31 protein-coding genes are annotated in these 23,436 nt (G+C 63.4%); 5 read left to right on the top strand and 26 right to left on the bottom strand.

The features are described 5' to 3' along the window. Nucleotides 1-2: 2 nt before the first annotated feature. The gene (locus X730_RS1000000167625; RefSeq protein ID WP_023814921.1) at nucleotides 3-200 is read right to left on the bottom strand and encodes a hypothetical protein; all 198 of its coding nucleotides are present in this window, start codon (nucleotides 198-200) and stop codon (nucleotides 3-5) included. Nucleotides 201-437: 237 nt separating this feature from the next. Between X730_RS1000000167625 and ndk the strand changes: the two genes are divergently transcribed. Further along, a complete protein-coding gene (gene ndk / locus X730_RS143965) occupies nucleotides 438-860 on the top strand; it encodes a nucleoside-diphosphate kinase (protein WP_023684731.1) in 423 nt (140 codons plus the stop codon). A gap of 67 nt (nucleotides 861-927) precedes the next feature. On the opposite strand, the gene X730_RS143970 is transcribed toward ndk, so the two are convergent. Next, nucleotides 928-1,383, bottom strand: a complete 456-nt coding sequence (locus X730_RS143970; protein WP_023826936.1) for a MarR family transcriptional regulator — start codon at nucleotides 1,381-1,383, stop codon at nucleotides 928-930. Nucleotides 1,384-1,447: 64 nt separating this feature from the next. Here X730_RS143970 and X730_RS143975 point away from each other — a divergent pair, with 64 nt between their 5' ends. Further along, on the top strand, nucleotides 1,448-1,924 hold the full coding sequence (locus tag X730_RS143975) for a cupin domain-containing protein (protein WP_023826935.1): 477 nt from the start codon (nucleotides 1,448-1,450) through the stop codon (nucleotides 1,922-1,924). 3 nt (nucleotides 1,925-1,927) lie between these two features. On the opposite strand, the gene X730_RS143980 is transcribed toward X730_RS143975, so the two are convergent. The 6 genes from X730_RS143980 to X730_RS144005 all read right to left on the bottom strand — a co-directional run bounded on the left by X730_RS143980 (nucleotide 1,928) and on the right by X730_RS144005 (nucleotide 7,105). Beyond that, complete coding sequence (locus X730_RS143980) at nucleotides 1,928-2,695, bottom strand: YbaY family lipoprotein (protein ID WP_023826934.1); 768 nt, start codon at nucleotides 2,693-2,695, stop codon at nucleotides 1,928-1,930. 69 nt (nucleotides 2,696-2,764) lie between these two features. Continuing rightward, complete coding sequence (locus X730_RS143985) at nucleotides 2,765-3,238, bottom strand: molybdenum cofactor biosynthesis protein MoaE (protein WP_023673447.1); 474 nt, start codon at nucleotides 3,236-3,238, stop codon at nucleotides 2,765-2,767. A 4-nt stretch (nucleotides 3,239-3,242) separates the two neighbouring features. Continuing rightward, on the bottom strand, nucleotides 3,243-3,500 hold the full coding sequence (gene moaD, locus X730_RS143990) for a molybdopterin converting factor subunit 1 (RefSeq protein WP_023673448.1): 258 nt from the start codon (nucleotides 3,498-3,500) through the stop codon (nucleotides 3,243-3,245). A gap of 1 nt (nucleotide 3,501) precedes the next feature. Beyond that, a complete protein-coding gene (gene pgsA, locus X730_RS143995) occupies nucleotides 3,502-4,098 on the bottom strand; it encodes a CDP-diacylglycerol--glycerol-3-phosphate 3-phosphatidyltransferase (protein ID WP_023673449.1) in 597 nt (198 codons plus the stop codon). Nucleotides 4,099-4,268: 170 nt separating this feature from the next. Further along, nucleotides 4,269-6,344, bottom strand: a complete 2,076-nt coding sequence (gene uvrC / locus X730_RS144000) for an excinuclease ABC subunit UvrC (RefSeq protein WP_023689090.1) — start codon at nucleotides 6,342-6,344, stop codon at nucleotides 4,269-4,271. Further along, nucleotides 6,341-7,105: an SDR family oxidoreductase gene (locus X730_RS144005; protein ID WP_023826933.1), complete on the bottom strand. Its 765-nt coding sequence runs from the start codon at nucleotides 7,103-7,105 to the stop codon at nucleotides 6,341-6,343. Before X730_RS144005 ends, uvrC begins: the two co-directional genes overlap by 4 nt. 411 nt (nucleotides 7,106-7,516) lie before the next feature. Between X730_RS144005 and X730_RS144010 the strand changes: the two genes are divergently transcribed. Continuing rightward, complete coding sequence (locus X730_RS144010; RefSeq protein WP_023673452.1) at nucleotides 7,517-8,167, top strand: outer membrane protein; 651 nt, start codon at nucleotides 7,517-7,519, stop codon at nucleotides 8,165-8,167. Between the two features lie 63 nt (nucleotides 8,168-8,230). Here X730_RS144010 and X730_RS144015 read toward each other — a convergent pair whose 3' ends face one another. From X730_RS144015 to X730_RS144025, 3 genes are all read right to left on the bottom strand, one after another. Beyond that, nucleotides 8,231-8,827: a glutathione S-transferase family protein gene (locus X730_RS144015; protein ID WP_023689091.1), complete on the bottom strand. Its 597-nt coding sequence runs from the start codon at nucleotides 8,825-8,827 to the stop codon at nucleotides 8,231-8,233. A gap of 340 nt (nucleotides 8,828-9,167) precedes the next feature. Beyond that, on the bottom strand, nucleotides 9,168-9,557 hold the full coding sequence (locus X730_RS144020) for a hypothetical protein (protein WP_023711919.1): 390 nt from the start codon (nucleotides 9,555-9,557) through the stop codon (nucleotides 9,168-9,170). A 581-nt stretch (nucleotides 9,558-10,138) separates the two neighbouring features. Continuing rightward, nucleotides 10,139-10,666, bottom strand: coding sequence for a DinB family protein (locus X730_RS144025; RefSeq protein WP_023711920.1), 528 nt, complete (start codon nucleotides 10,664-10,666; stop codon nucleotides 10,139-10,141). 95 nt (nucleotides 10,667-10,761) lie between these two features. Between X730_RS144025 and X730_RS144030 the strand changes: the two genes are divergently transcribed. Next, the gene (locus X730_RS144030) at nucleotides 10,762-11,352 is read left to right on the top strand and encodes a TetR/AcrR family transcriptional regulator (protein ID WP_023673456.1); all 591 of its coding nucleotides are present in this window, start codon (nucleotides 10,762-10,764) and stop codon (nucleotides 11,350-11,352) included. A 96-nt stretch (nucleotides 11,353-11,448) separates the two neighbouring features. Here the strand turns inward: X730_RS144030 and X730_RS144035 are convergent, their stop codons facing one another. The 6 genes from X730_RS144035 to X730_RS144050 all read right to left on the bottom strand — a co-directional run bounded on the left by X730_RS144035 (nucleotide 11,449) and on the right by X730_RS144050 (nucleotide 14,658). Continuing rightward, nucleotides 11,449-11,895, bottom strand: a complete 447-nt coding sequence (locus X730_RS144035; protein ID WP_023711921.1) for a hypothetical protein — start codon at nucleotides 11,893-11,895, stop codon at nucleotides 11,449-11,451. 155 nt (nucleotides 11,896-12,050) lie between these two features. Further along, complete coding sequence (locus X730_RS144040) at nucleotides 12,051-12,449, bottom strand: glyoxalase (RefSeq protein ID WP_023731121.1); 399 nt, start codon at nucleotides 12,447-12,449, stop codon at nucleotides 12,051-12,053. Nucleotides 12,450-12,519: 70 nt separating this feature from the next. Next, a complete protein-coding gene (locus X730_RS1000000166480; RefSeq protein WP_196813743.1) occupies nucleotides 12,520-12,867 on the bottom strand; it encodes a MarR family transcriptional regulator in 348 nt (115 codons plus the stop codon). Next, nucleotides 12,819-12,995, bottom strand: a complete 177-nt coding sequence (locus X730_RS1000000168205) for a hypothetical protein (RefSeq protein WP_023819167.1) — start codon at nucleotides 12,993-12,995, stop codon at nucleotides 12,819-12,821. Before X730_RS1000000168205 ends, X730_RS1000000166480 begins: the two co-directional genes overlap by 49 nt. 192 nt (nucleotides 12,996-13,187) lie before the next feature. Further along, entirely contained in the window at nucleotides 13,188-14,036 is an 849-nt protein-coding gene (locus X730_RS144045) for a 23S rRNA (adenine(2030)-N(6))-methyltransferase RlmJ (RefSeq protein ID WP_023684716.1), read from the bottom strand. A gap of 7 nt (nucleotides 14,037-14,043) precedes the next feature. Further along, on the bottom strand, nucleotides 14,044-14,658 hold the full coding sequence (locus X730_RS144050; RefSeq protein WP_023711922.1) for a hypothetical protein: 615 nt from the start codon (nucleotides 14,656-14,658) through the stop codon (nucleotides 14,044-14,046). A 182-nt stretch (nucleotides 14,659-14,840) separates the two neighbouring features. On the opposite strand from X730_RS144050, the gene X730_RS144055 reads away from it, so the two are divergent. Continuing rightward, nucleotides 14,841-15,998, top strand: coding sequence for a hypothetical protein (locus X730_RS144055; protein ID WP_031197145.1), 1,158 nt, complete (start codon nucleotides 14,841-14,843; stop codon nucleotides 15,996-15,998). Between the two features lie 58 nt (nucleotides 15,999-16,056). On the opposite strand, the gene X730_RS144060 is transcribed toward X730_RS144055, so the two are convergent. The 9 genes from X730_RS144060 to X730_RS144100 form a co-directional block, all read right to left on the bottom strand. After that, on the bottom strand, nucleotides 16,057-16,350 hold the full coding sequence (locus tag X730_RS144060) for an addiction module antidote protein (protein ID WP_023672747.1): 294 nt from the start codon (nucleotides 16,348-16,350) through the stop codon (nucleotides 16,057-16,059). Nucleotide 16,351: 1 nt separating this feature from the next. Then, a complete protein-coding gene (locus X730_RS144065; RefSeq protein WP_023672746.1) occupies nucleotides 16,352-16,639 on the bottom strand; it encodes a type II toxin-antitoxin system RelE/ParE family toxin in 288 nt (95 codons plus the stop codon). A 52-nt stretch (nucleotides 16,640-16,691) separates the two neighbouring features. Beyond that, nucleotides 16,692-17,696 carry a Rieske (2Fe-2S) protein gene (locus X730_RS144070; protein ID WP_023826931.1) on the bottom strand — a complete coding sequence of 335 codons (1,005 nt, stop codon included), beginning with the start codon at nucleotides 17,694-17,696 and terminating at the stop codon, nucleotides 16,692-16,694. Further along, a complete protein-coding gene (locus X730_RS144075; RefSeq protein WP_023826930.1) occupies nucleotides 17,693-18,826 on the bottom strand; it encodes a GNAT family N-acetyltransferase in 1,134 nt (377 codons plus the stop codon). The genes X730_RS144070 and X730_RS144075 overlap by 4 nt, the downstream gene beginning before the upstream one ends. Continuing rightward, nucleotides 18,823-20,079, bottom strand: coding sequence for a F390 synthetase-related protein (locus X730_RS144080; protein WP_023826929.1), 1,257 nt, complete (start codon nucleotides 20,077-20,079; stop codon nucleotides 18,823-18,825). The genes X730_RS144075 and X730_RS144080 overlap by 4 nt, the downstream gene beginning before the upstream one ends. Beyond that, a complete protein-coding gene (locus X730_RS144085; protein ID WP_023826928.1) occupies nucleotides 20,076-20,900 on the bottom strand; it encodes an MBL fold metallo-hydrolase in 825 nt (274 codons plus the stop codon). Before X730_RS144085 ends, X730_RS144080 begins: the two co-directional genes overlap by 4 nt. Continuing rightward, nucleotides 20,897-21,901 (bottom strand): NAD(P)-dependent oxidoreductase, encoded by a 1,005-nt coding sequence (locus tag X730_RS144090; protein WP_031197144.1) that lies wholly within the window; start codon nucleotides 21,899-21,901, stop codon nucleotides 20,897-20,899. Before X730_RS144090 ends, X730_RS144085 begins: the two co-directional genes overlap by 4 nt. Then, a complete protein-coding gene (locus tag X730_RS144095; protein ID WP_245261395.1) occupies nucleotides 21,898-22,839 on the bottom strand; it encodes a 3-oxoacyl-[acyl-carrier-protein] synthase III C-terminal domain-containing protein in 942 nt (313 codons plus the stop codon). Before X730_RS144095 ends, X730_RS144090 begins: the two co-directional genes overlap by 4 nt. Before the next feature lie 142 nt (nucleotides 22,840-22,981). Continuing rightward, nucleotides 22,982-23,431 (bottom strand): DNA polymerase III subunit chi, encoded by a 450-nt coding sequence (locus tag X730_RS144100; protein WP_023826926.1) that lies wholly within the window; start codon nucleotides 23,429-23,431, stop codon nucleotides 22,982-22,984. Nucleotides 23,432-23,436: the final 5 nt, after the last annotated feature.

Genomic DNA, 23,436 nt, shown 5'->3' with positions numbered 1-23,436 from the left:
AGTCACTTCGCGCCGTCTTTGCCGACCAGCTTCACGCAGATCGGGTCGCCCTTCGGCATCGGCGTGCATTGCCATTCGGGGCCGAAGCCGAAGTTCGTATCTGTGCGGCGACCCAGAAAGAGCAGCAGAACAAGGCCCACGGCAGCAAAAATGCCGATAATCAATAGGCTGGTGGTAGGCCAGCGCGTCCCGTCAAACATGGTCCGATGTCTTTCCGTTCCGCTGATTTCCTTTCGAAACCGTGCGTGCCTGCGCAATCACCATTTTCCCGCAAGCCTTGCCTTTGACCAGAGCGTTGCGAACAGCCATGCGGGCGGTCGCGGCCGAATAACGCTGCCGGGGCGCGTCCCCTTGGCAATGGGCCGGGCGGCTTGTATAGAGCCCGCCACTCCACATTCCGATCTCAAGACTTTCCATCTCAAGACAAGGACGACCCCATGGCGCTCGAACGCACCTTTTCCATGATCAAGCCGGACGCGACCCGGCGCAATCTTACCGGCGCCATCACCAGGATGCTGGAAGAGGCCGGCCTGCGCGTCGTCGCCTCGCGTCGCGTGTGGATGAGCCGCCGCGAGGCCGAAGGCTTTTACGCCGTCCACAAGGATCGTCCGTTCTTCGGCGAACTGGTGGAATTCATGTCGTCGGCGCCGACCATCGTGCAAGTTCTGGAAGGCGAAAACGCCATTGCCAGGAACCGCGAAGTGATGGGCGCGACCAACCCGGCCAACGCCGCCGAAGGAACCATCCGCAAGGTCCACGCGCTGTCGATCGGCGAGAATTCCGTGCACGGCTCCGACGCGCCGGAAACCGCTGCTGAAGAGATCAAGTACTGGTTCTCGGACACCGAGATCGTCGGCTGAGCCGATAGACAGGTTTGACTATGAAAGCCGGGGCAAAACCCCGGCTTTCTGTTTTTGGCCCGCTCCCTTAGCGGATCAGCGGCGTGTCCCAGAGGTCGCCGAGCAGCGTTTTCAGCTCGGTGAAGCGCTTCTGCCCAAGCTCCTGCGCCCATTCCCGCTCGACGTCGAGCAGGATGTCGGCCATCTTCTGGTATGCGGCGCGCCCGCGGTCGGTGAAGTGGACGACGGTCCCGCCGCTCTCATCGGGTCCCGCCGAGCGAGTGATATAACCCATCGCTTCCAGCGTCTTCAGCAGTTGATTCATGGCCTGCTTGCTCATCGCGGCGCGCTCGGCGAGCGCGCTCGGCCGAAGGCCATCCGGGCCGGGATATTGGATCACCGCCATATGCGGCGGGCTGAGGTCCTCGAAACCCGACGCCCTGAGATCCCTGATCAGCTTGCGGTGAATGGCCATGGCCGGAACGCGCAGCAGTGCACCGATCAGCGGTGGCTTCTTTGGCGGTTCTTCCCTGGATAATGGCATTGACACTCGGGTAAATTGAGTTTACTCATTTCGGTAAATCCGATTTACCACATGGGAGGGTGAAATGCTAGACAGAGCTAGCCAGATCAGCGTCAATCCGGCCGACGAGACAATCAGCCATGGCGGCCTTGCCGTGCGCTTCCTGCTTACCGGCGACCAGTCGAACGGCAGCATCGCCGCCTTCGAACTGACGGTCGCCGGCTCGCAGCGCCTGCCCGCCCCGGCGCACAGCCACGATCACTATGAAGAGACGATGTACGGGATCGAAGGCGTGCTGATGCTGACCGTCGACGGACACCGGCACGATATCGGGCCTAGGCAGGCGCTGTGCATTCCGCGCGGCGCGGTCCATCGCTTCGACAACGACACCGCCGCGACCGCCAAGGTGCTGTGCGTGGTGACACCGGCGGCGATCGGCCCGGAATATTTTCGCGAGGCCTTCGCCATCTTCAGCACTGGCGGCCCGCCAGACCGCACCAGGCTGATGGACCTGATGCGCCGGTTCGGCCTGACGCCGGCGCCCCCGCCGCCGCAGTCTTGATTCTTAGCTCGCTGCGTTGAAGCGCAAGATATCGTGGCCGTCCTTGTCGGCGATGATCAGCTTGCCGCCATCGACACGGTATGACGCCGCCTTGGCGAGCGCCTCGAACAGCGCCTTTTCCTCGGCCATGATCTCCGGCGCGCAGGCCTTGTAGGTCGAGCCGATGTCGCTGATGACGATGGTCTCGCCATCGACCTTGGCGGTGGCGAAATAGGCGTTGCACGGGCCGCTGCCGCCCGCCTTGCCGGCTTCGCTGCCCCGGAACGTCGCCTGCGGCTCCGAAATCACGCCGATACCGTCGATATATTCGACTAGCCAGCTCTGGCCGAACAGCGAGGCCGAGGTCGGCTTGTCGCTCGGCGCCACCATTTTCAGCACAATGGCCTGCGGCGCCTCGCTGAGCGGATCGACCTGATAGCGCGAGTCCGTGACGAACAGCAGCTTGTCGTCGGCGATGATGCGCGCCTGCAGCGCATAGGTCATGTTGGGCCGGATCACCGTTGGATCGAAGCTGATCTCGAACTTGATCGGCACCTGGCCGGCCGGCGCTACCTTGCGCTCGCCGACAATGGCGGCCGGCGCATCGGCCAGCGATACATCGGCAAGTTGAACCGACAGCACGGCGTTGGGCGGCAGCGCGATGCGCTCGCGATACATCACCTCGCCCTTCAGGGTTTTCTCGGCGGCGACGGAAGGCTCGGGAACGGCCAGAACGCCGATAACCAGCGGCACAAAACCGAAGACGAAGAATTCGGCGATCCTGTCCAGCATGCCCTTGCTCCCTTTTTGCCGATGCGATTTGGCCAAGGGAATGCGGTCAATACATGGCTGCGCCGAGATTTATTCGGGCCGCGCCTTCCAGCGCGCCGCAGCCTGGTCGTCGGCGTCCTTGGCCTCGACCCAGCCGCCATCGGTGCCGTCCACGCGGTGCTCCTTCTTCCAGAAGGGTGCACGCGATTTCAGGAAATCCATCAGGAAATTGGCCGCTTCGAACGCCGCCTGCCGGTGCGAGGACGCCGCCACCACCAGCACGATGTTTTCGCCCGGTGCGATCTTGCCGTGGCGATGGATGACGGTCAGGCCTTGCAACGGCCAGCGCTGAAGCGCCTCGCCGGCGATCCGGCTGATTTCGGCCTCGGCCATGCCTGGATAGTGCTCGAGTTCCAGCGCCGACAGCTGGCCCTGCTCGTCGCGGCAAAGTCCTGAGAAGGACACCACGGCGCCGATGTCGGCGCGACCCCCGGTCAGTTTCGCGATCTCGGCGGCAACGTCGAAATCGTCGCGCTGGATGCGCACCGTCGGCGCGCCGGACATGGTGTCAGCCCCCGGTCATCGGCGGAAACAGCGCGATCTCGCGCGCGCCGGCTATCTTCTCGCGATGCTCGACATGTTCCTGGTTGATGGCGACGCGGATCACATCAGGATATTGCAGCGCGTGCTCATATTCCTCGCCACGCGATTTCAGCCAGCGCAGGAGGTCGGCCACCGTCTCGATACCGGCGGGCAGTTCGACATCCTCTTCCGGCTTGCCGATCCGTTCGCGCACCCAGGCGAAATAAATGAGCCGGGTGATCATCTCACTCGTCCATGATGTGCTTGAGGCCGGCGCGGAAATAGTCGTAGCCGGTGTAGAGCGTGACGAGGGCTGCGATCCACAGCAGCACCAGTCCGGTCTGCGTGGTCAGCGGGAAGATCTTGTCGCCGGCAGGCCCGGCCAGCAGGAAGGCGATGGCGACCATCTGGATGGCGGTCTTCCATTTGGCGAGCTGCGTCACCGGCACCGAGACTTTCAATGCCGCCAAATATTCGCGCAGCCCCGAAACCAGGATTTCGCGGCACAGGATGATGATTGCCGCCCACAACGACCAGCCTGCGATGCCGGCATGGCGGTCGGTGTCGGCGGCGAGCAGCAGCAGGCAGGTGGCGACTAGCAGTTTATCGGCGATCGGATCCAGCATCTTGCCGATGTTGGACGTCTGCTGCCAGGCGCGCGCCAGATAGCCGTCGAGATAGTCGGTGATCGAAGCCAGCAGGAAGATGATCAACGCCGACCAGCGGGCGAAGTCGCTCGATTTCAGATGCCCCTCGAGAAAAAAGCACAGCACCACCAGCGGCACCGCGACGATGCGGGCATAGGTAAGCATGTTAGGCAGGTTGAACGCGCGCTTGGCCATATCTCAGGGACTCTTTCTGCCTGCGTACTCAAATCAGAACCGGATGTAGGGGGTCAACAGGCGAGATTCGATTGGCCAGACGAAAATAGCGCGCGATTGCCGGGATTCGAGTGGCCTGCGAGAAAAGAACGGCTGCTGCCATTTGATCGGGACAGCGGCGTCACCGGCGCTCAGCTCTCATGGAAATGATTGTAGACGAGCTTGGCGACCTGCTCTGAAATACCGTCGACCTTGACCAGATCCTCGACTGCCGCGCGGCTGACCGCCTTCGCAGTGCCGAAGGCCAGCAGCAGCGCGCGCTTGCGGCCGGGACCGATGCCGGCGATCTCGTCGAGCGGGCTCTTGACCAATTCCTTCTTGCGCCGCGCGCGGTGCGAACCGATGGCGAAGCGATGCACCTCGTCGCGCAGCCGCTGGACGAAATAGAGCACGGGATCGCGGACGGGCAGCGAAAACGAGTCCCTGCCTCTGACGAAGAAACGCTCGCGGCCGGCATCGCGGTCCTGGCCCTTGGCGATGCCGATGGCCGCCACGCGATCCTCGATGCCGAGGTCGGCGAGGATCTTGCGCACCGCGCTCATCTGGCCCTGGCCGCCATCGATCAGGATGACGTCCGGCCAGGCCGGGAAGCTGCCGGAGATGTCTTCCTCGATGTCGTCGCCTGCTCCACCGGCTGCCGCGTCGTCGGGAACGACATCGCCATGTTCCTTCAGCAGCCGCGAAAAGCGCCGTTCCATCACCTCGCGCATCATGCCGAAATCGTCACCGGGCGTGATCTCGGTCGAGCGGATGTTGAATTTGCGGTACTGGTTCTTCACAAACCCTTCCGGCCCGGCGACGACCATGGCGCCAACGGCGTTGGTGCCCATAATGTGCGAATTGTCGTAGACCTCGATGCGCACCGGCGGCTTCGGCAGGCCGAAGGTCTCGGCAAAGCCGGCGAGCAGCCGGCCTTGCGTGGAGGTTTCGGCCAGGCGGCGGCCGAGCGCCTCGCGGGCATTCTGCAGCGCGTTGTCGGTCAAATCCTTCTTCTCGCCGCGCTGCGGCACCGAGATCGACACTTTACGGCCGGCGCGGGTGGACAGCGCTTCGGCCAACAGTTCCTGATCCTGGACACCTCGCGACAGCAGAATGTTCCGTGGCGTCGGCTTGTCGTCATAGAACTGCGCCAGGAACGAGCCCAGCACTTCCGCCCCCTCCAGTGCCGGGTCGGCCTTGGGGAAATAGGCGCGGTTGCCCCAGTTCTGGCCGGTGCGGAAGAAAAACACCTGGATACAGACCTGGCCGCCCTCCTGATGGATGGCAAAGACATCGGCCTCGTCGACCGTGGCCGGGTTGATGCCCTGATGGCTCTGCACATGGGACAGTGCAGCCAACCGGTCGCGATAAATGGCGGCGCGCTCGAAATCGAGCTCCTGCGAGGCCTGCTGCATGGCGGCAGAGATTTCGGTCTTCACCTTCTGGCTGCGGCCCGACAGAAAATCCTTCGCCTCGCTGACCAGCTCGGCATAGTCGCTATGCGAGATCTCCCCGGTACATGGACCGGCACAGCGCTTGATCTGGTAGAGCAGGCACGGCCGGGTGCGGTTTTCGTAAAAGGAGTTGGTGCAGCTCCTGAGCAGGAAGGCGCGCTGCAGCGAATTGATGGTGCGCCCGACCGCGCCGGCCGACGCAAAAGGTCCGAAATAGTCCCCCTTGCGCGAGCGCGCACCGCGATGCTTGTAGATGCCGGGCGAGACGTGATCGCCGGTCAACAGGATGTAAGGGAACGACTTGTCGTCCCGCATCAGCACATTGAAACGCGGCCGCAAGCGCTTGATGAGATTGGCCTCGAGCAGCAGCGCTTCGATTTCGGTGCGGGTGACGACGAACTCCATCGTCGATGTCTCGCGCACCATGCGGCCGATGCGGGCGGTGTGGAACCGGCCTTGCGCGTAGTTGGTCACCCGCTTCTTCAGGCTGCGCGCCTTGCCGACATAAAGCACGTCGCCGGCAGCGTTCATCATGCGGTAGACGCCGGGCGCATTGGGCAGCCGCTTGACCAATGTCTGGATGACCTCCGCGCCGACCATGCCGTCGGCGTCGCCGGCATGCGGCGCCCAGTCTATCGCTGTGAAGGCGACATCGGGCCCGGTGGCCTCGGGCTCGACGATCTCCTCGACCGCTTCATCCTCAAGCTCGATGTCGGGCGGCATATCGTCGGCGGCGCCGGCGCGCGTCTTGTGTTTCTGGTCTGCGGGACTCATTCCACCATGCCTGTCACATCCGGCGTCTGCCATGCAAGATGCTGGCCGCCGTCGAGCGCGATCATCTGGCCGGTCACCGAGCGCGCCTCCCAGAGATAGCGGATGGTGGCGCCGAATTCGGCCAATTGCGGGCCGCGCTTCAGAATCAGGCCATCGACCTGCTTTTGGAAATCATCATCGTCCTGGCGGGCATTCTTCAGCGCCGGACCGGGACCGATGGCGTTGACGCGGATGCGCGGACCGAGCGCCTGTGCCAGCATTTCGGTCTGCGTCCACAGGGCCGACTTCGACAGCGCATAGGAGAAATAGCGCGGCGTCGGCCGCCAGACGCGCTGGTCGATGATGTTGACGATCAGCCCCTCCTGCCCTTGCGGCAAGGCGCGGGCGAAGTTTTGCGCCAACAGCGCCGGCGTCTTCACATGGATGGCGAAGTGAAGGTCCCATGCCGCCCAGTCGAAGTCCTCGACGCTATCGTCGACGAACAGCGACGCATTGTTGACAAGAAGCGTGACCGGGCCGAGCGCTGCCGCGGCGCGGCCGACGAGATCGCCAACCGCATCCATGTCGGTCAGATCGGCGGCTACCACGCCGGCGCGGCCGCCTCCGTCCCTGATGTTCGCAGCCAGCGCGTCGGCCTCGGCGGTCGAGCGGTTGGCGTGGACGGCGACGGCAAAACCGTGCGCGGCCAGATCCTCGACGATCGCCTTGCCGATCCGCTTCCCCCCGCCCGTCACCAGCGCCGTTCCGGCGGCTTCGATCATCTGTCAATCCTCAATCTGCGCCTCAATTCGGCTGGCGGCACATTGTGACGCGTCCAGGGGTTAAATGCCGTTTCCACCTGGGGCAGGAATGTGGCGAAACGGCTTTTTCGCCGCCGGCACCGCCCCGGATTCGGGTCGGCAGGACCGCAATATAGGACGCTGAACCCGTTGCACCAAGCCGAGTGCAGTGCAGCATCGCCTGCGTACTGACATTTCGCTGTTGCGAAGATGCAACGTCAAGCTTCGGCCTCATTCGTGCCGGGGAATGACCCATTTTCAGGTTCGCTGCCGCCGCATTTTGACACGACATTCGGAACCGTTGAGTGCCAGATCCGTTTCACCCCCCGGACGGGTTGATGGCGCTCAGGACAAACAAGCCTACGTGTCTTGTGGCTTAAGGAGTAAACAACAATGCAAACCAATCTCAAATTCGCGCCGCTCGCGGTTGCGCTCGGGCTCTTCGCCCTCAGCGGTACCGCTTTTGCTGCCGATGTCGTCTCGGAAGAGCCCCCGGCGCCAGCCCCGATCGCCGAGCTCCCCGTCGCTTCCTGGGCCGGCCCGTATGCCGGTCTCAGCGCCGGCTACGGCTTCAGCGGTCATGCCAAAGTCCAGGACGGCGGCCCCGACATCAAGACCAAGGGCTTTGTCGGCGGCGTTTTCGGCGGCTACCAGTGGCAGCAGGAAAACTTCGTGTACGGTGCTGAAGCCGATCTCGGCTACAACGGCGTCAAGGGTGACAGCGGCGGCGTCAATTCCAAGGGCGGCTTCGAAGGCTCGCTGCGCGCCCGTCTGGGTTACGCCGTGACCCCGGAAATCCTGCTCTACGGCACCGGCGGCGGCGCCCTGAAGAACCAGAAGGTCTCGGTCCCCGGCGACAGCGACAGCAACACCATGCTCGGCTGGACGGCCGGCGTCGGCACCGACATCAAGATCACCGACAATGTGTTCGGCCGTGTCGAGTACCGCTACACCGACTTCGGTTCCAAGAGCTTCGACAGTGTCGGCACCAAGGTCAAAGAGAGCGACAACCGCGTCACCTTCGGCGTCGGTATGAAGTTCTAACTGTCGTTCAAGCCACGACACAAGAAAGCCGGGCCTCGCGCCCGGCTTTTTTTGTTTCGCCCGTCAGGCCGGCACAGCCACCTTCAGCCCCGGAAACTTCTCATCGAAACGCGCTGCCCAGCGGGTCAGGCGGCCGCGGCCCTTTTCCCATTTGCCGGCGAAGCGCAGAGAGAGGTAGCCGAGGCAGGCACGCAACGCCAGCTGGCCAAGCGTGATCTTCTTCGGCAGCTTCGGCGGATTGGCGTTGAGGAAATCGAGTGCGGCGGTGATCTTGGTCCACTGGCGATCGAGCCAGGGTTGATAGACCATCTCCTCCGGACGCGTGCGCCGCTCATAGACCATCGACAGCGCGCAGTCGCATATGCCGTCGGCCAGCGCCTCCAGCACTTCGGCCTCGAGGCGCTTGTCGGCATTGCGCGGCAACAACAGGCTCTTCGAAGCGCGGTTGAGATGCTGAGTGATCGCGCGGCTGTCGTGGATCGAGCGGCCGTCGTCGAGCACCAGCACCGGAATCTTGCCGAGAGGATTGGCTGACATCAGTTCAGCAGGCTTGTCCTCGGTCTTGACCGGCACGAGCTCGACGGCAATGCCGGCATGGAGTGCTGCCATGCGCACCTTGGAACTGTAGGGGGATGAGGACGCGTAGAGCAGCTTCGGCATGATCGGTTCCCTGTTTTCGGACGGCCAGTGCATGTCGCTCAAAAATGCGATTCCGGTCTTGAGAACGACGCGCGTAAAACAAAGGTCTAGAGCGTGTCGCCTGAACCCCATCGAATGCGACCGCCTTAGTGTTGGCCGATCTTCCCTGAGGGAGCAACTGCCAGAAGGGCAAAACCAGGCGGCCAATCCGCCGACAATGAAATCGCCATGCATGTCTTACAGAAGTGGCGTCAATTTCGAGAGAACGACATGCATCAAAACAAGACCTAAATCACAACAAAAAAGCTCCCGGGAATCTGCCAGTCGGCAAAGTTCCCGGGAGCTTTGAGATGGACCGCTGTTACTTCTTCTTGGCGGCTGGCTTTTTGGCCGGTGCAGCCTTCTTCACAGCGGCCGTCGACTTGGCGGCGGCGGCCTTCATCGGAGCCTTGGCGGCGGGTTTTGCCGCTGCCTTGGCTGCCGGCTTCTTGGCGGCGGGCTTGGCTGCTGCCTTCGCAGCAGGCTTCGCCACAGCCTTGGCGGCCGGCTTCTTGGCGGCGGGTTTCGCTGCTGCCTTGGCGGCGGGTTTTGCTACTGCCTTAGCTGCCGGCTTTGCCGCTGCCTTGGCAGCCGGCTTTGCCGCTGCCTTCGGTGCTGCCTTCTTTACTGCTGCAGGTTTCGCGGCAGCTTTCGGTGCCGCTTTCTTTGCCGGCGCTTTCGCCGCCGGCGCCTTCGTCGTGATCTTTGCCATGCGATGCCCCTTGCGTTTGTGCCGATGGCCGTGAGTGACCCGGCGAGCTAATGCATATCTGACTCGTGCGTATCTAGCCAGCGAAGCATTACATAGAATTTCGCAGATTAAGTTTCGGTTACGCTGAGAGCATGATCGCAATGATCGGCACAGAAATCGGCAAAGAATCTTCCCGCTTCGCAGCGAACTATTGCGAGAGAAATCTCTGATATCGCGACTCACACGATCTTCTCGTCAAGCTCACATTCTCTTGCAACGCCGTCGATCTCACGCGGTCATCGGCGGCCTATCAGATGGCAACAATCATCGCACAGCAGAGGCTGATCTTGCTTCATCCCAACGGTTGCAGGAACAGCACTAAACTAGACGCGAGCTTTTTACTCGTATATCGAAAGTGGTTGGATGAAAGCCAGGAAAGACAGCACTTGAAGGACAGCCTGTTGTGTGTCGGACGTCTCCCAGACGAGAAGGGGGATCGCCAGCTTCGGCGCAAGAGATGCCTAACGGAAATGGGAAACGAAGATCGGGGAATCCTCCTCCCAGGAAGCCGCGATCCCTTGGAAGCCAAGGGGTGCAGGCCCCTAAGCGCCAACCCGCTCGCGCACCTGCAGCCGGCGCGAAGGCTCGGCGTGGTGGAGGTGGACGGCAAACGTATCCCACGGCGGCGCAATTCCGATCTGCATCAGGATCCGCCCGATCTCGCCGCGGTGATAGCCGCCATGCGTGACGACATGTGTCAGCATTTCCTGGCGTGACATCATCGCCCTGTCGCCGTCGGTGAAGGTGAAAGGCACAGACTCTGACATGAGCTTTGGCGAGACGGCTTCGATATAGTCGAGATACCAACGATCCATCGCAGCGACATCAGCGCTCAATTCATCGAGTGCCGGTGTGTCCTCGGTGTTGTCGGACGCATAGCCATGACGCGTGCCGGAAAGATGCGCGGCGAATATCTTCGATACGACAAGGTTGTGGTTGATGAGACGGGTCGCCGTGTGGCGCTGATCGATATGCTCCTGCTGGTCGAGGCCCGCAAGCTTCTCCAGCAATTCACCATTCGCCCAGGCTTGATAAACGAAGAGGTTGCGGAGCAAATCCAGCGCGTCCATGGTCTATATCCTTTGCAAAAAATGTGAGTATGTTATCTATATTCTTGGCTGCTGGAGCAGACATGTCTACTCGCATTGCAAAGCCGCGCTCACGCATGCGCAAGCAGCCGCGCCAGGCGCGTTCGAGAGCGACGGTCGAGGCGCTCATCGAAGCCGGTGCTCATGTTCTGAGCGCGCTCGGCTGGGCCGGCTTCACCACCAACAAGGTGGCCGATGCGGCCGGCGTCAGCATCGGCTCGCTCTATCAATATTTTCCCGACAAGCTGTCGCTGGTCGAAGCAATTCGCCGGCGACATTTCGATCAGGTGCTGTCGGTGATCGCCGAATCAGCAGAAGGCGACAAGCCGCTCAAGCGATTCGCGCAGGAGCTGGTGCGCGGCATGATCGATGCGCACAGCATCCATCCGACGCTGCATCAGGTGCTGCTCGACGAGGCGCCGGGCGATCGCGGCTCACGCGCCGCCCATGCCTCGTTCCAGTCGCGCTATCTGGATCACTACACGGCGGCGGTGGCGCAATATCGCAGGCGCAGAAAGGACAATGAGACCGTGGCCCGGGTGCTGTCCTCAGCGGTCGAGGGCGTCATCCACAATGCCGCGCGGCGAGACATGCTCGACGCGCCGGAACTGCAGAAGCAGTTGGTCGAGCTGATCTGCGCTTACGTATCTGGTGGGAAGGCGATGTGAGGCAGCGGCAGCAGTTCGGAGATTGGCGAAACCGGAGCGACATCAGATCTCCCCCTTGCAGGAGATGGCAGGTGCAACGGCGGTTCTTATCCGACCTTAGCGCAGGACGCGGCAGCGGCCGTTGTAGACCATCCAGCGGTCGAAGCCCGAGACGCAGAATTCGACATTGTCGCCGATCGAGGCAAAACCCTGGCCTTCCTCGATCAAGTACCAGATGGTGCGGGCGCGGCCGTCGGAAAGGCTGACGGTGGCGCCGCAATAGCGGCGGCCGATTGGCCATTCTTCGCTGGCCGGGAGATAGCGATGCTGGTGGATGCGTTGGAAATCGGTGATCGAAACATCCGGCAGATGCGGCACGTGATGCACCTGGTAGGAGAAGCGGCTGGAGATTTTGCTTAGCACCCAGGCCTCGCCGCAAACGCCGCTGTCCTCGTCGGAATAGACGGAAAGATCGGCGGCCTGCGCTGGCTGGCCAAAGGGTGCGGCCAGCGGCGTGCAAAGCGAAATCAGGGCAGCAACAGCGGATTTGGCAAAGCGAGTCATGGCAGCCTCTCAAAGGTCGACTGCGCCCACTTTGCGGATTCGGCGGCGCGCGGTCAAGCGGTCGCCCTGACGATGGTTTCCCGCTCCGCAACCGGTTTTGCCGGTGCGAAGCTGCGAAACCACGTCCTGACCTTCGAAAAAGCTCGCCTTGCCCATTAGGAAAAGCGGCCTGCCCATGGCCGGCGGGCCGCCGAAACCCGGTTCAGCCTTGCCAGGCTGCGATTGTACATGAAGCCATAATCCTGTTGGGCGTTAATGTCGGCGGCGCCGCCATTTTTCGCCGCCGCCTCGTTCATCGCATCGACCGCCGCGCGGCTGTCGCAGGACACGGCAAGCATGACCTCGCTCGAGGTGGCCGGCGGGATGGGGCGATCGGTGAACTGACGCCATTTGGCGTGGGTGAGCAGCATGACGTTGATCGTTTCGCTCAGCACCATGCAGGCTGCGGTGTCGTCGGTGAAGTGCGGGTTGTTGTCGAAGCCGAGGGCTTTGTAGAATGCCATCGACGCAGCGAGATCGGCGACGGGCAGGTTGACGAAGATCATGCGGGGCATAGGGTCTCCTTGACAGTACACACTTGAAACCGGACCGGCGTTTCGCCGGACCATCCTCCGATGCCTTCTCTCAACGCACCGGTTTTGCTTTGCCGCGCACCCTCTCGGTCTGCGCCTTCTGCATCGCTTCGACCTCTTGATAAGCCGAGCAAAAACTGCATCTCGGCCGCCGAATATTCTCCAGCAATGCGGCGCCCGCCTCGAGGATCGGATGGTAGCAGCGCCGGACGAGTTCCTCGGTCTTCTTGCCCGCCGCGACCATGACCTTGCGCCTGTCATCGGGATCCGGCTGACGGCTGACGAAGCCGCGCTTTTCCAGCCGGTCGATCAACGTCGTGACCGCCGCCGGCGTGAGATTTGTCTCCCTCGCTACGAGGTTTGCCGGCCCCGCCGGCCGTGATTGATCGCACCGAGACAGCGGCGCTCGGCAGCGCTCAGCACATAGATTTCGGCGACGGTCCCATAGAACGTTTCGACGGCATCCTGCCAGCGCGACATCGCGAAGCCTATCGCGTTGACCAGTTCCTCTTCTGTCGATCTTGGCATTAGATTCGAAATCTAATAATTAGATATCTATGTATCTGATTCTGGGATTAGCGTCAACGCCGAGCCGATTAGATGTGCATCTCCATGGTTTCGGTTCGTTGAACACAGCTGAGCATTCGCGGATGGCGCCACCGTCAAAACCTCTAGCGACTTTGTGTCTTTGCCGCGGGCGTCGCCCGCTGCGAAGCGTCGCTACTCCCCGGCCAGCCATTCCAGCGACCAGTGCGCCGGCTTTTCGACCGCCAGCAATCTGTGCAGGACCGGCAGCACGATGCGCAGTTCGCGCTCCAGCGTGAAGGGCGGGTTGACCACCACCATGCCGCTGCCGTCGAGGCTTGGTTCACGCGATGCCGGCCGGATCTCGAACTCGATGTCGAGCAACTTTGGGACGCCGGATTGCTTGAGCGCCTTGCGGAAGGCGATGATCGCTTTGCGATCCTTGATCGGATACCACAGCGCGTAGATGCCACCCGGCCAGCGCCTGTGCGCTTTCTGCATGCCGTCGACCAGGCGGTCGAATTCGCCGGCTTCCTCGAACGGCGGATCGATCAGCACCAGGCCGCGCTTTTCCTTTGGCGGCAGATGCGCGCCAAGCGCCAGCCAGCCGTCGAGTTCGATCACCCTTGTCTGGAAATCGCCGGCAAACAGCGTCTTCAGCCTGGCGGCATCTGCGCCGTGCAGTTCGATCGCCGACAACCGGTCCTGCTTTCGCATGAGGTGCCTGGCGATCAATGGCGAGCCCGGATATTTCTTCACCCCGCCATCGGGATTGAGCGAACGCACCGCTTCAAGATAGGGGGCAAGCAGCGCAGCCGCCGATTTTTCGATCGGGGCGTGGATGAGGCGGCCGATGCCGCCTTGCCATTCGCCGGTCTTTTGCGCTTCCGCCGACGAAAGATCGTAGCGGCCAATGCCGGCATGAGTGTCGACGACACGGAACGCTTTGTCCTTCTGCTTCAGATAGTCGAGCAGAAGGCTGAGCACGACATGCTTGACGACGTCGGCGAAATTGCCGGCGTGATAGGCGTGACGGTAGTTCATGCCGCGCTCATGTCGAGGAGCCTCTGCCCCAACGCGGCGGTGGCGGCTTCGAGTTCGGGTTCTCCGGCCGGCGACCGCCGAAAGCCAGAGTAAGCAGGAAGCCGATCAGGCCGACGGCCATCAGCCCATAGCCAACCGGCCGTGCGCGTCGATCGATCTCACCGGCGCCGGAGCGCAGTATCAGATCCACTGCGCGTATCGGGATATCGTCGGCGTCGCCCGGGCCGGCGGTGAAGAGATAGGCGCCGGGACTGACGGTTTCGATCACGCCGGCCTCGTCGCGAAAGATCTTGTCGGGCAGTTGCGGGCTGACCTGGCGCGGATTGTCGGCGTGGTTGAATTGCAGCGTCGAGGCAAGCACCGTGCGCCCGGCTGTGGCGGCAGTCAGCGTCAGCACGGTGCGCTGCTGCGAGACAATGCGCTCGGCCTTTGCCCTCAGGTCGACCAGCACTCTGACCGGCGCGTCGCCAGCTTTCAGCGTCACCGTCACAGGCCTAAACCGTCCCTGGTCGTAGACGCGCCAGGCGCCGATCTCGTGGCCGGAGAAATTGCTCATGGCCCAGGGATACACGAAGCCAATGGCGGCGCCGGCAAGCAGTATCAGGACAAACAGAAAGCGCATTGAGGAGATCCGGGTGTTCGACAGATTGCCAATAACGCCCTGAAGGCCAAAAAGCGATGGCTGACGCAGCGGAGCCACCTTTGTGGAGTCCGTTGGCGGCACGCAAGCCATGTGGCACTTATGGCGAATGAAGCCTTCCGCAGAAGCATCGACTCGTCTTTTCCAACCGATGCCGGTGGCTCATGCCCAATAGCACCGTGCTGATCACCGGTGCCCGCGCGCCGGTGGCGCTGCACCTGGCGCGGCTGCTGCATGGCGCCGGTCGCCGGGTGATCCTGGCCGACAGCCCGGCCCGGCCGATCGCCGCAGCGAGCACGGCCTGCGCCGCCTACCATCGCCTGCCGCCGCCGCGCTTTGCCGCCGACGCCTATGCCAAGGCGGTCGAAGCGCTTGTCCGCGCGGAAGGCATCGAACTCGTTATCCCGACCTGCGAGGAAGTCTTTTATCTCGGTCGTCTCTGGCAGCACCGCGCCATGCCGGCCCGCCTCTTCGCACCCGAGATGGCGATGCTCGCCCGCGTTCACGACAAGCATGCCTTCATCCGGCTGGCGCAGAGCCTTGGGCTCGACGTGCCGGAAACGATACTGCTGCAAAGCGAGGCCGATCTCGACGGCGTTCGTGGCCAATCGCGCGAATTGGTGTTCAAATCTGTGTGGTCACGTTTTGCCCGTGACGTACTGCTGCGGCCATCGCCGGACGAACTCGACGCCGTCCGCCCCTCGCCCGCCGCTCCTTGGGTGGCGCAGCGCTACATCGCCGGTGAAGAGATCAGCGCCTATGCGGTGGCGATCGACGGTGAACTCAAAGCGCTGGCGCTCTACAGTTCGCTCTATCGCGCCGGCAAGGGCGCCGGCATCTGTTTCGAGCCAGTCGGGGATGCGGCTGCCCGGCGCTTCGTCGAAACCTTCGTCGCCGGCGCCGGCTGGACCGGCCAGATCTCCTTCGACCTGATGCGCGAGAATAACGGCACGGTGCTGCCACTGGAGTGCAATCCGCGCGCCGTGAGCGGCCTGCACTTCTTTCGCAATCCGCGGCGCTTCGCCGACGCTATCCTGGAGGATGGCGCCGAGGTGAAGCCCGACGTGACGGCGCCGCAGACGGTGCGGCTGGCGATGTGGATCTACGGGCTGCCGGCGGCACTGCGCTCCGGTGGTCTCGGCCGCTTCCGTCAGGCGATGCGCGAGTCTGATGAGTTGCTCGCCTGGCCGGGCGACCCCGCGCCGAAGCGGGCGCAATGGCGCACTCTGGCCGAGATCGCCGGGACGGCGATCAGCCAGCGCATCAGCCTTCAGGCCGCGTCGACGCGCGATATCGAGTGGAACGGGCCGGAGCAGGACTAGTCGAGTTGAAGCGGAACTTCCCGTTTTCAGCTGAGTGCGTAAGTCCTGCTAAGGTTGCCTAAACGGGATTAACTGGCTTTGCGGACAATTGCAGGCCAAGCGCCTTGGTTACGCCCAGCAATGTACTGAGGCGCGGATCGCCCTTTTCGCTCAGCGCCTTGTAGAGTGCCTCTCGGGTCACGCCGGCGTCCTTCGCTATGCTTGTCATGCCGCGGGCGCGCGCGACAATGCCGAGGGCGTGCGCAATATAAGTCGCGTCCCCGGTCTCGAACGCATCAGCGAGCAGTTCGGCTTGAGACTCAGCATCATCAAGATATTCGGCGGCGTCGAATGGTGTGGTTCTGAGGGTCATATCAAACTTCCTTTGCCATTTTCCTGGCTTTTCCGATGTCCCTGTCCTGCGAGCCTTTGTCACCGCCGCAGAGCAGGATAATGACCGTGTTGCCGCGCCGGACGAAGTACACGCGGTATCCCGGACCGTAATCTACGCGCAATTCTCCTATGCCATCGAAGAACTTGGCGTCTCCCAACAGCCCAGCCTGGACGCGGACAATCCGTTGGGTGATCTTCTTTACGGCGCGAATGTCCGTGAGCCCCCTGAGCCATTTTCGGAATTCGTCAGTGGATCGAACTTCGATCATCCGTGAACTATAATTTACAGCAGAACTGGAATCAAGTGCCGTGAACTTTAGATTACAACTCGATTTGGTGCACCCGCGGCTCTGCCGCCGCCGGTGGCATCTTGCCGTCGATGATCGCCGCTATGTCGCGGCGCAGGAAATCCAGCGGGCCGGTCGCCGGCTGAACCTGCGGCGATATACGGGCGTTGTCGCTGGCCGATTTCAGCACACGGCGATCCTGCTGCAGGGCAAAGGCAAAGAGCGGCCGGAAAGCAAGCGCCTTGAGTTCGCCGAACAGGCCCTGTCGCGGGCCGATCAGCCAGCCGACGCCTTCGACGGTCCGTTCGTCCGCCTGACGCAAATGGAAAGTGGTCGCCAGCGCCAAGCCGCCCTTGCCCCAATATTCGAGTTCGACGATGCCGGGATGGCGGTAGCGGCCGATGGTCTTGGCGCGCTCGCCTTCCAGCAGCCGGCTGACCAGCCCCTGTTGGCGGTCCTCGCCGGTGTAGCAGCTTTCGACCCAGCCCTTGCCGCCGGTCACCTCGACGCGCACGAGATGGCGCTTTGCGGTCAGGCCGCGCAGGACACCCTTGTGGGTGAAGTGGGTGTGAGTGGCGTCGAGAATGTTCTCGGCGGCGTCGAGCACCGTCGATCGCGCCGAGCTTCGCACCCGCTTCACGACGACATCCTTGCCTTGCATGCAATGGAGATAGGGCTCGCCCTCAGGCGTGCCTGCCGAGACGAAGACGACGCCGTCGCGCTCGATCGCGCTGTAGCGGCGGATACGGTAATGCGGGACGTCGCCGACATGGCCGGGAATGGCGGTGCAGCGCCCTTCCCCATTGTAGCGCCAGCCATGATAGGGACATTCGATCTCGCCACCGACGACCTTGCCGGTCGAGAGTTCGACCAGGCGGTGAGCGCAGCGGTCGAAGAGGGCGGCAATGCCTTTCGCCGAGCGGAACAGCACCAGTGGCGCGCCGTCGAACAGGATGCGCTTCGGCTTGGCTTTGATGTCGGCAGACCGCATCNCCGCCTGCCAATAGTCTTTGTCTTTCTGCTGCCGGGTGTCGCTCAAAGTTCAAATCTCCTGAGCAGGGGAATGCCGATCTTCGCGAGCACAAATTCCATGATCCGCACCGCCATGCGTTGGCGGCGCGGCAGATGGGCAGCATAGACGGCGTTGTATTCCACCGTCGCCACGGCGCCGCGCAAGCGTTTGAAGGCGGCGGCACCGGCGCTCATGTTGAAGAACAGGCTGTGCGCCATCGCATGATCCTGCGCCAGCGCCATCATCATGCGGTAAAGGCCTTCGCTCACCGGGAGGCCGGTGTCGTAGCCGACGATGGGCTGCGTCAGTGTCCTGCCGTTCTGAGACAAAGCGGCGACGGCGACCAGTTCACCGCCGGGACGACGCAGGCCTGCCAGTTGCAGGATGCCGCGACGGTGCGTCTCGCCGATATAGCGGGCGGTGTAGTGCGGGTTGAGCGGCGTGTATTTGTCGAGATAGAGCATCCGGTAGAGCGCTTCGGCGCGCGCATAGTCGGCCTCGGTGAAGTCGCCATTGCCGACCTGCTCGAAAGGCGTCGTGGGCAGCCGCTTGCGGTCGCGCTTCATGTCGTTGGTCATGGCCGAACCGTCGCCTGCGAAGATGTAGATCTGCCGCGCCGCCAGCATTCGAAAACCCTCCGCCTTCAGCGCTGCGATTGTCGAGGGATCGGCGATCTCGTTCAGGGAGCGGATGAAAACAGCGCGATCTGGAAAACGCGCGGTGAGATCGTCGCGCATCGCCGCGACCGCGTTGCGATCGAGCAGCGGCACCGGATTGGTCGAATAGAGCCAGTTGTTGACCTGAACCTGATGGTCAAGGCCGCTCATCCTGACCAGCGGCGCGCACAGGCCGATCAGCATCCGCATCGTTTTTTGCAGCAAGGGCGAGGAGACGAAATTGCGGGTCTCGACGATGGCATAGTCGATATAGGCGCTGGACGGGCAGCAGATGTAGCAGTTCGGCGCTTCGCTTCTGTCGTTCAGCGTCAGCGGAAAGGAGTGGCCGGCGATCTCGAAGGTTTCGACAGCCACTGTCAGATTGCGCACGAGGTCGCGCACCGGCACCTCGTTGAAAAGCTGAACGAAGGCTTCGACCTCACGCGGGTTGTTTTCTACCCGGTTCGTCTGATCGAGTGGCAACATAGCGAGCCGGTTCATGATGCCGCTCCCAGGTGGCATTCGACCCGACGCAGTTTGCGGCCGGTCTCCAACGGCAGGTCCCTGCGAACAAGGCTGACCGAAGCTGTCGCCTGGCGCGCCGCCAGCAAATTTCGCACGGACTGATGGGCGGCGGTGGCGGCTTCGTCGGCAAGCCCGGGGGCCAGGCTGAGTTCGATTGCATCTTCAGCGGTCTGGACCAGGCGGAAATCGTCGATGCGCCGGTCGGCCTTGAGCACCGCATTGCGTAGTATGTCGGGCGTGACGAGGAGCTGCCCGTGGGGCGAGGCGAGCCGGAAAGCGTCGTCCATGCGGCCGACGATCTCGTCCAGCGTGCGCAGCGGCGAGCCGCAGCGGCATGGCTTTTCGGACAGCCGCAGCAAGTCGTTCATCCGGTAGCGCGCCATGATCTGGGTCCGGCGGCGAAAGGCGGTGATCAGCGGCATGACCAGGCCGTCGCCGGCCGGTTCGAACTCGAAGAACACCGAATCCTCGGCCAGATGCAGCCCGCCCTGGCGGCAGGTGACGGCGAACAGCCCTTCGGTCGCCATGTAGATCTGGTCGACCTGACCACCAAAGAATGCCTCGATGACCGGCCGGTCAACCGGGTCGAGCGTTTCGGCGGCGCTGAAGACACGCTGCGGCTTGAGCCGAAAGCCCTCGGCCGCGAAGTGCCGCAGTATCTTCGGTGGCGCGATGATCACCGTCGGCGCGAAATCTTCGAGAGCGCCGCGCCAGCTCTCCGGACCGCGCGTCAGGTCGAAGAAGCGCAGGTCGATACGCCGCGATTTGCGCGCGCTATCGTAGAGCCCGGTGTTTTGCGGCAGGATCACCGCAACGCGCTGCCGGCGCCAGAGCAGATCGGGCACGGCTTTGGCCAGGATGGTGCCCAGCCAGCGGTATTTTTCCGCCTCGGAAATGACGAACAGGCCACGATTGCCCGACGTGCCGGTGCTGGAGCCGACAGTCAGCTCGCCAATGCGGCTATCGCCGGCCTGCGCCTTCCAGGCCTCGGCGGCCGAGACGCCATGAATGTTGAAGCGCTCGAAATTGCCCATCACCGTCGCCTTGTCGGTCACCGGCAGGTCGCCGAGAAGACGCGGCGCCTTGCCGTAGAACGGCGCGCGCGGCAGGTCGCGGTCGAGAAAGCGGCGCAAGGCTTGCGCCTGCCAGCGCTCGAAACTCTCGCGGCTTTTGCGCGAAACCCATTGCGTCAGCGCAAACGAGCGGATCGCTTCGGCCGGCCCGTTCACGCGCTCTCTCCGGCCACATCGTAGGCCGTCACCGCCGGATCATGACAAAGAACAACCTCGCCGCCGGTCGCCAGAAACCGACGCAACATTACGCTGGTCGGCTCGATCGCGGCGGCATCCTCGGCCAGCAGGGTTGCAGGCAGACCGGGAGTTCGGTTTTCCACCAATGCTCTGATCAGCCATTGCGCATCGACGGCGTAGAGCAGCGGCCGCTCCAGATTGGGGAACAAAAGGCCGAACTGGCCATCGGCATGGCCGGGCAGATCGACTGCGACGACGCTGCCGTCGCCGAACAGATCGGCGCCGCCTGGCACGCCGCCGCGAGGTTCGATCCGCCGCTTCGACGACAGCCCGTCGAGTCGGGCCTCGAAGTCAGACGGGAACAGTTCCTTGAAGACGCCATGGCGCAGATTCTGCAGGGAAGTCTTGGCCTTCGCCCGCGCCCAGGCGGTGTCATTGGCGATAAGCCGAGCGTTGGGAAACAGCGACAGGCCCGACATGTGGTCGGCATGGAAATGCGTGACAATGACGGTGCGGACGTCCTGCGGCGAGAGGCCGAAGCGCGCCAGTACCGCGAGCGGCTGCTCGGCTTCGTTGAGCTGGGGCCGGAGGATCGCACTGTAAAGACGCAGCGCCGTGCTGCGCTCGCTGCCTTGTGTCACATGCGGCGTGTAGCCGGTATCGATCAGTACGGGGCCGGCCTGTGGATGCATGATCAGGCCGTAGCGGACACGTAGCCTGACCTTCGCCCAGCTGCCGCCGCGCAGGATCAGGCGCTCGGCTGCGCTGACAGAGGCGCTGTTGGCGAAGACGATCTTCACGCTGCCCTCCTGCTTTCCATCGCCTTGCCGAATGTGCGATCGAGCCCTTCCTCGAACGACACTTTCGGCGCCCAGCCGAGGATGCGGCCTGCCTTGGAAAGATCGAGGCTCTGCGCATAGGCGAACAGGCCAAGACCGTAGCGCGTCACCGGCGGTTCCGGGCGGCCGGGCAATATATTCGCTACCGCCTCCGCTATCCCGGCCGTCAGCATGGCGGGCCAGAGCGGCATTCTGCGCCAGCGCGGCTGCACGCCGGCGCGGGCGCAGGCCGCCTCGGCAATGCGGCGGACCGGCACCACTTCGCCGCCGGAGATGTTGAATATCTGTCCCTCGGCAGCGCTCCCGGCGGACAGCGCGGCAAGCACCGCATCGACGACATCCTCTATATAAGTGAGATCGATGCGCGCCTTGCCGTCGCGAAACAGCGGCAGCGGGCGCTGCCGTGCCACCTGCAGCAGACGCGGCAGCAGCGTGCGATCGCCGGGACCGTAGAGGCCGCGCGGCCGCAGCACCACCGGGCTGATCTCAGGCGCCGCCAGCACGATCTCCTCGGCCTGCCGCTTGGTGCGGGCATAGTGATTGACCGGAGGGGGCAAGGCCGCATTCTCGGGAACTCCGAGCTGGTCGCGATAGGCGAAACAGACCGTCGGGCTGGAGATATGGACGAAGCGGCGCACGCCTTGCCCGCGCGCGAAATCGCTGAGGTTGCGGGTAGCTGTGACATTTGCCGTCTGGAAATCCGCCAACCTGCCGAAGGGCGCGGAAAGTGCCGCGCAGTGGATGATCGCATCGACGCCGTCGAGAGCGCGCGCGGCAGCTGCATCGAATGGTTGAGACAAATCGAGCCGAACGACCCGATGACCAGCGGCTTCGAGCGCCGCGCAGCGTTTGGCGTCCCTGCCAAGACCCAGCGCCGGTGTGCCCAGTGCAGCCAGCCGCGCCATGACATGCGCGCCGAGGAAGCCGCTGGCGCCGGTGACGAGGACGCGTCCCACGGTCATGCTTCCAGCGCCATGCCGCCGAACGACACGCCGGCCGAGGTGCCGAGGAACAGCACTTTGGCGCCGGGCACAATGCGTTGTTCGCGGCGCGCGACGTCGAGCGCAAAGGGGATGGAAGCGGCGATCTGATTGCCGTAGCGCGCCGCGATGTCGACCAGCTTTTCCCTGGCGAAGCCGGTCTGGCGCGCCATGTGGGCGAGCGCCAAAGGGCTCGCCTGATGCGGCACGACGAGGTCGACATCGTCGTGCCGCCAGCCGGCGCGATCGAGCAACTCCGCTACAAAGCCGTTGAAATGGCGTGACGTGACGCGAAACAGTTCCTTACCCTCCATGTGGAACAGGCTGTGGCGGGCGAATTCCTCAGGCTCACGATGAAAGTCGAACCGGGTGCCACCGGAGCCGATGCTGCAGGCCTCATAGGCGGAAGGGTAGGTGCGCATCAGGTTGGCCGCGACTCGACCCTCGGCAGGGGCTGCCTGTTGCAGCACGGCGGCCGCCGCGCCATCGCCGAAGAGGGCCGCAATTTCCGGCTGGCCCTGCCACGGCAGCGCGCGCGAGGCGATTTCAGACGAGAACACCAGCGCCGTCCGGCATTGCCCGGCCTCGATCAGGCGCGACGCGGTCTCGAAGGCTGTGAGGAAGCCGAGGCAGGTGCTGTTGACGTCGAAAGCGGCCGCCGACCCATCGGCAAGGCCGAGGCGCTGCATGACCAGCGGCGCCGTCGACGGCAACGGCTGGTAAGGCACGCCGCAACCGCCGATGACCAGATCGACACTGCCTGCCTCAAGTTCGGCATCGGCAAGCGCCAGACGGGCTGCGGCACAAGCAAGGTCGACCTGCGATTCGGCCTCGCAGACATAGCGTTCGATGATGCCGGTCGCGGCCTCGAAATGTCCATCGCCAAACCCCAGCCGCGCATCGAGGGCGCGCGACGTCACGCATCGAGCCGGCACGGCCCGCCCCGTTCCGATGATCCTGATCCGCATTCTCAGCCCGCCGCTTGAGTTGCGCTTTTCGCAATCCTTAGATCGGATCGTTCGGCGATAACAGCGTCGTTTTCAAGACGCGCCGGCAAAGCGCTTACGCCTTGCGCTCCCAGCGCCGGTCCGGCATCTGCTGCCAGTAGGTGACCGCGTGGCCAGCCTCCTTCAGCACCTTCCAATGCATCCGCGCACCTTCTACCTGGGCCGTGTCGTGACCGTCGAAAAGGAACACGGCGCGTTCATAGCCGGCGAGATCCGCGGGTGCGGCGCCATCGACGAGGAAGCGTATCTGCGCCTGGTTGGGGTTGGCGTCGCTTGTGGTGAGAAGGATTGGCTGTTCGGCCGGATGGGCTTCACGGTCGGTCGCGTGCGCGAGGAACGAATCGTCCCTGAACGTCCACAGATGCTGGTCGAGCGCGTCGCGCCGCTCTTCGGTGCCGGTCTGCACCACGGCTCGCCAGCCGCGATCGATGCTGCGCTCGAGCAGGCCCGGCAGCGCATCCTCCAGCGTCGATTCGGTCAGGTGGTAGAACAGGACATCGGCCATTCCCT

Source organism: Mesorhizobium sp. L103C131B0, assembly GCF_000502275.1.
GTDB lineage: Bacteria > Pseudomonadota > Alphaproteobacteria > Rhizobiales > Rhizobiaceae > Mesorhizobium.
This window is presented reverse-complemented; position numbering and strand designations above follow the sequence as displayed.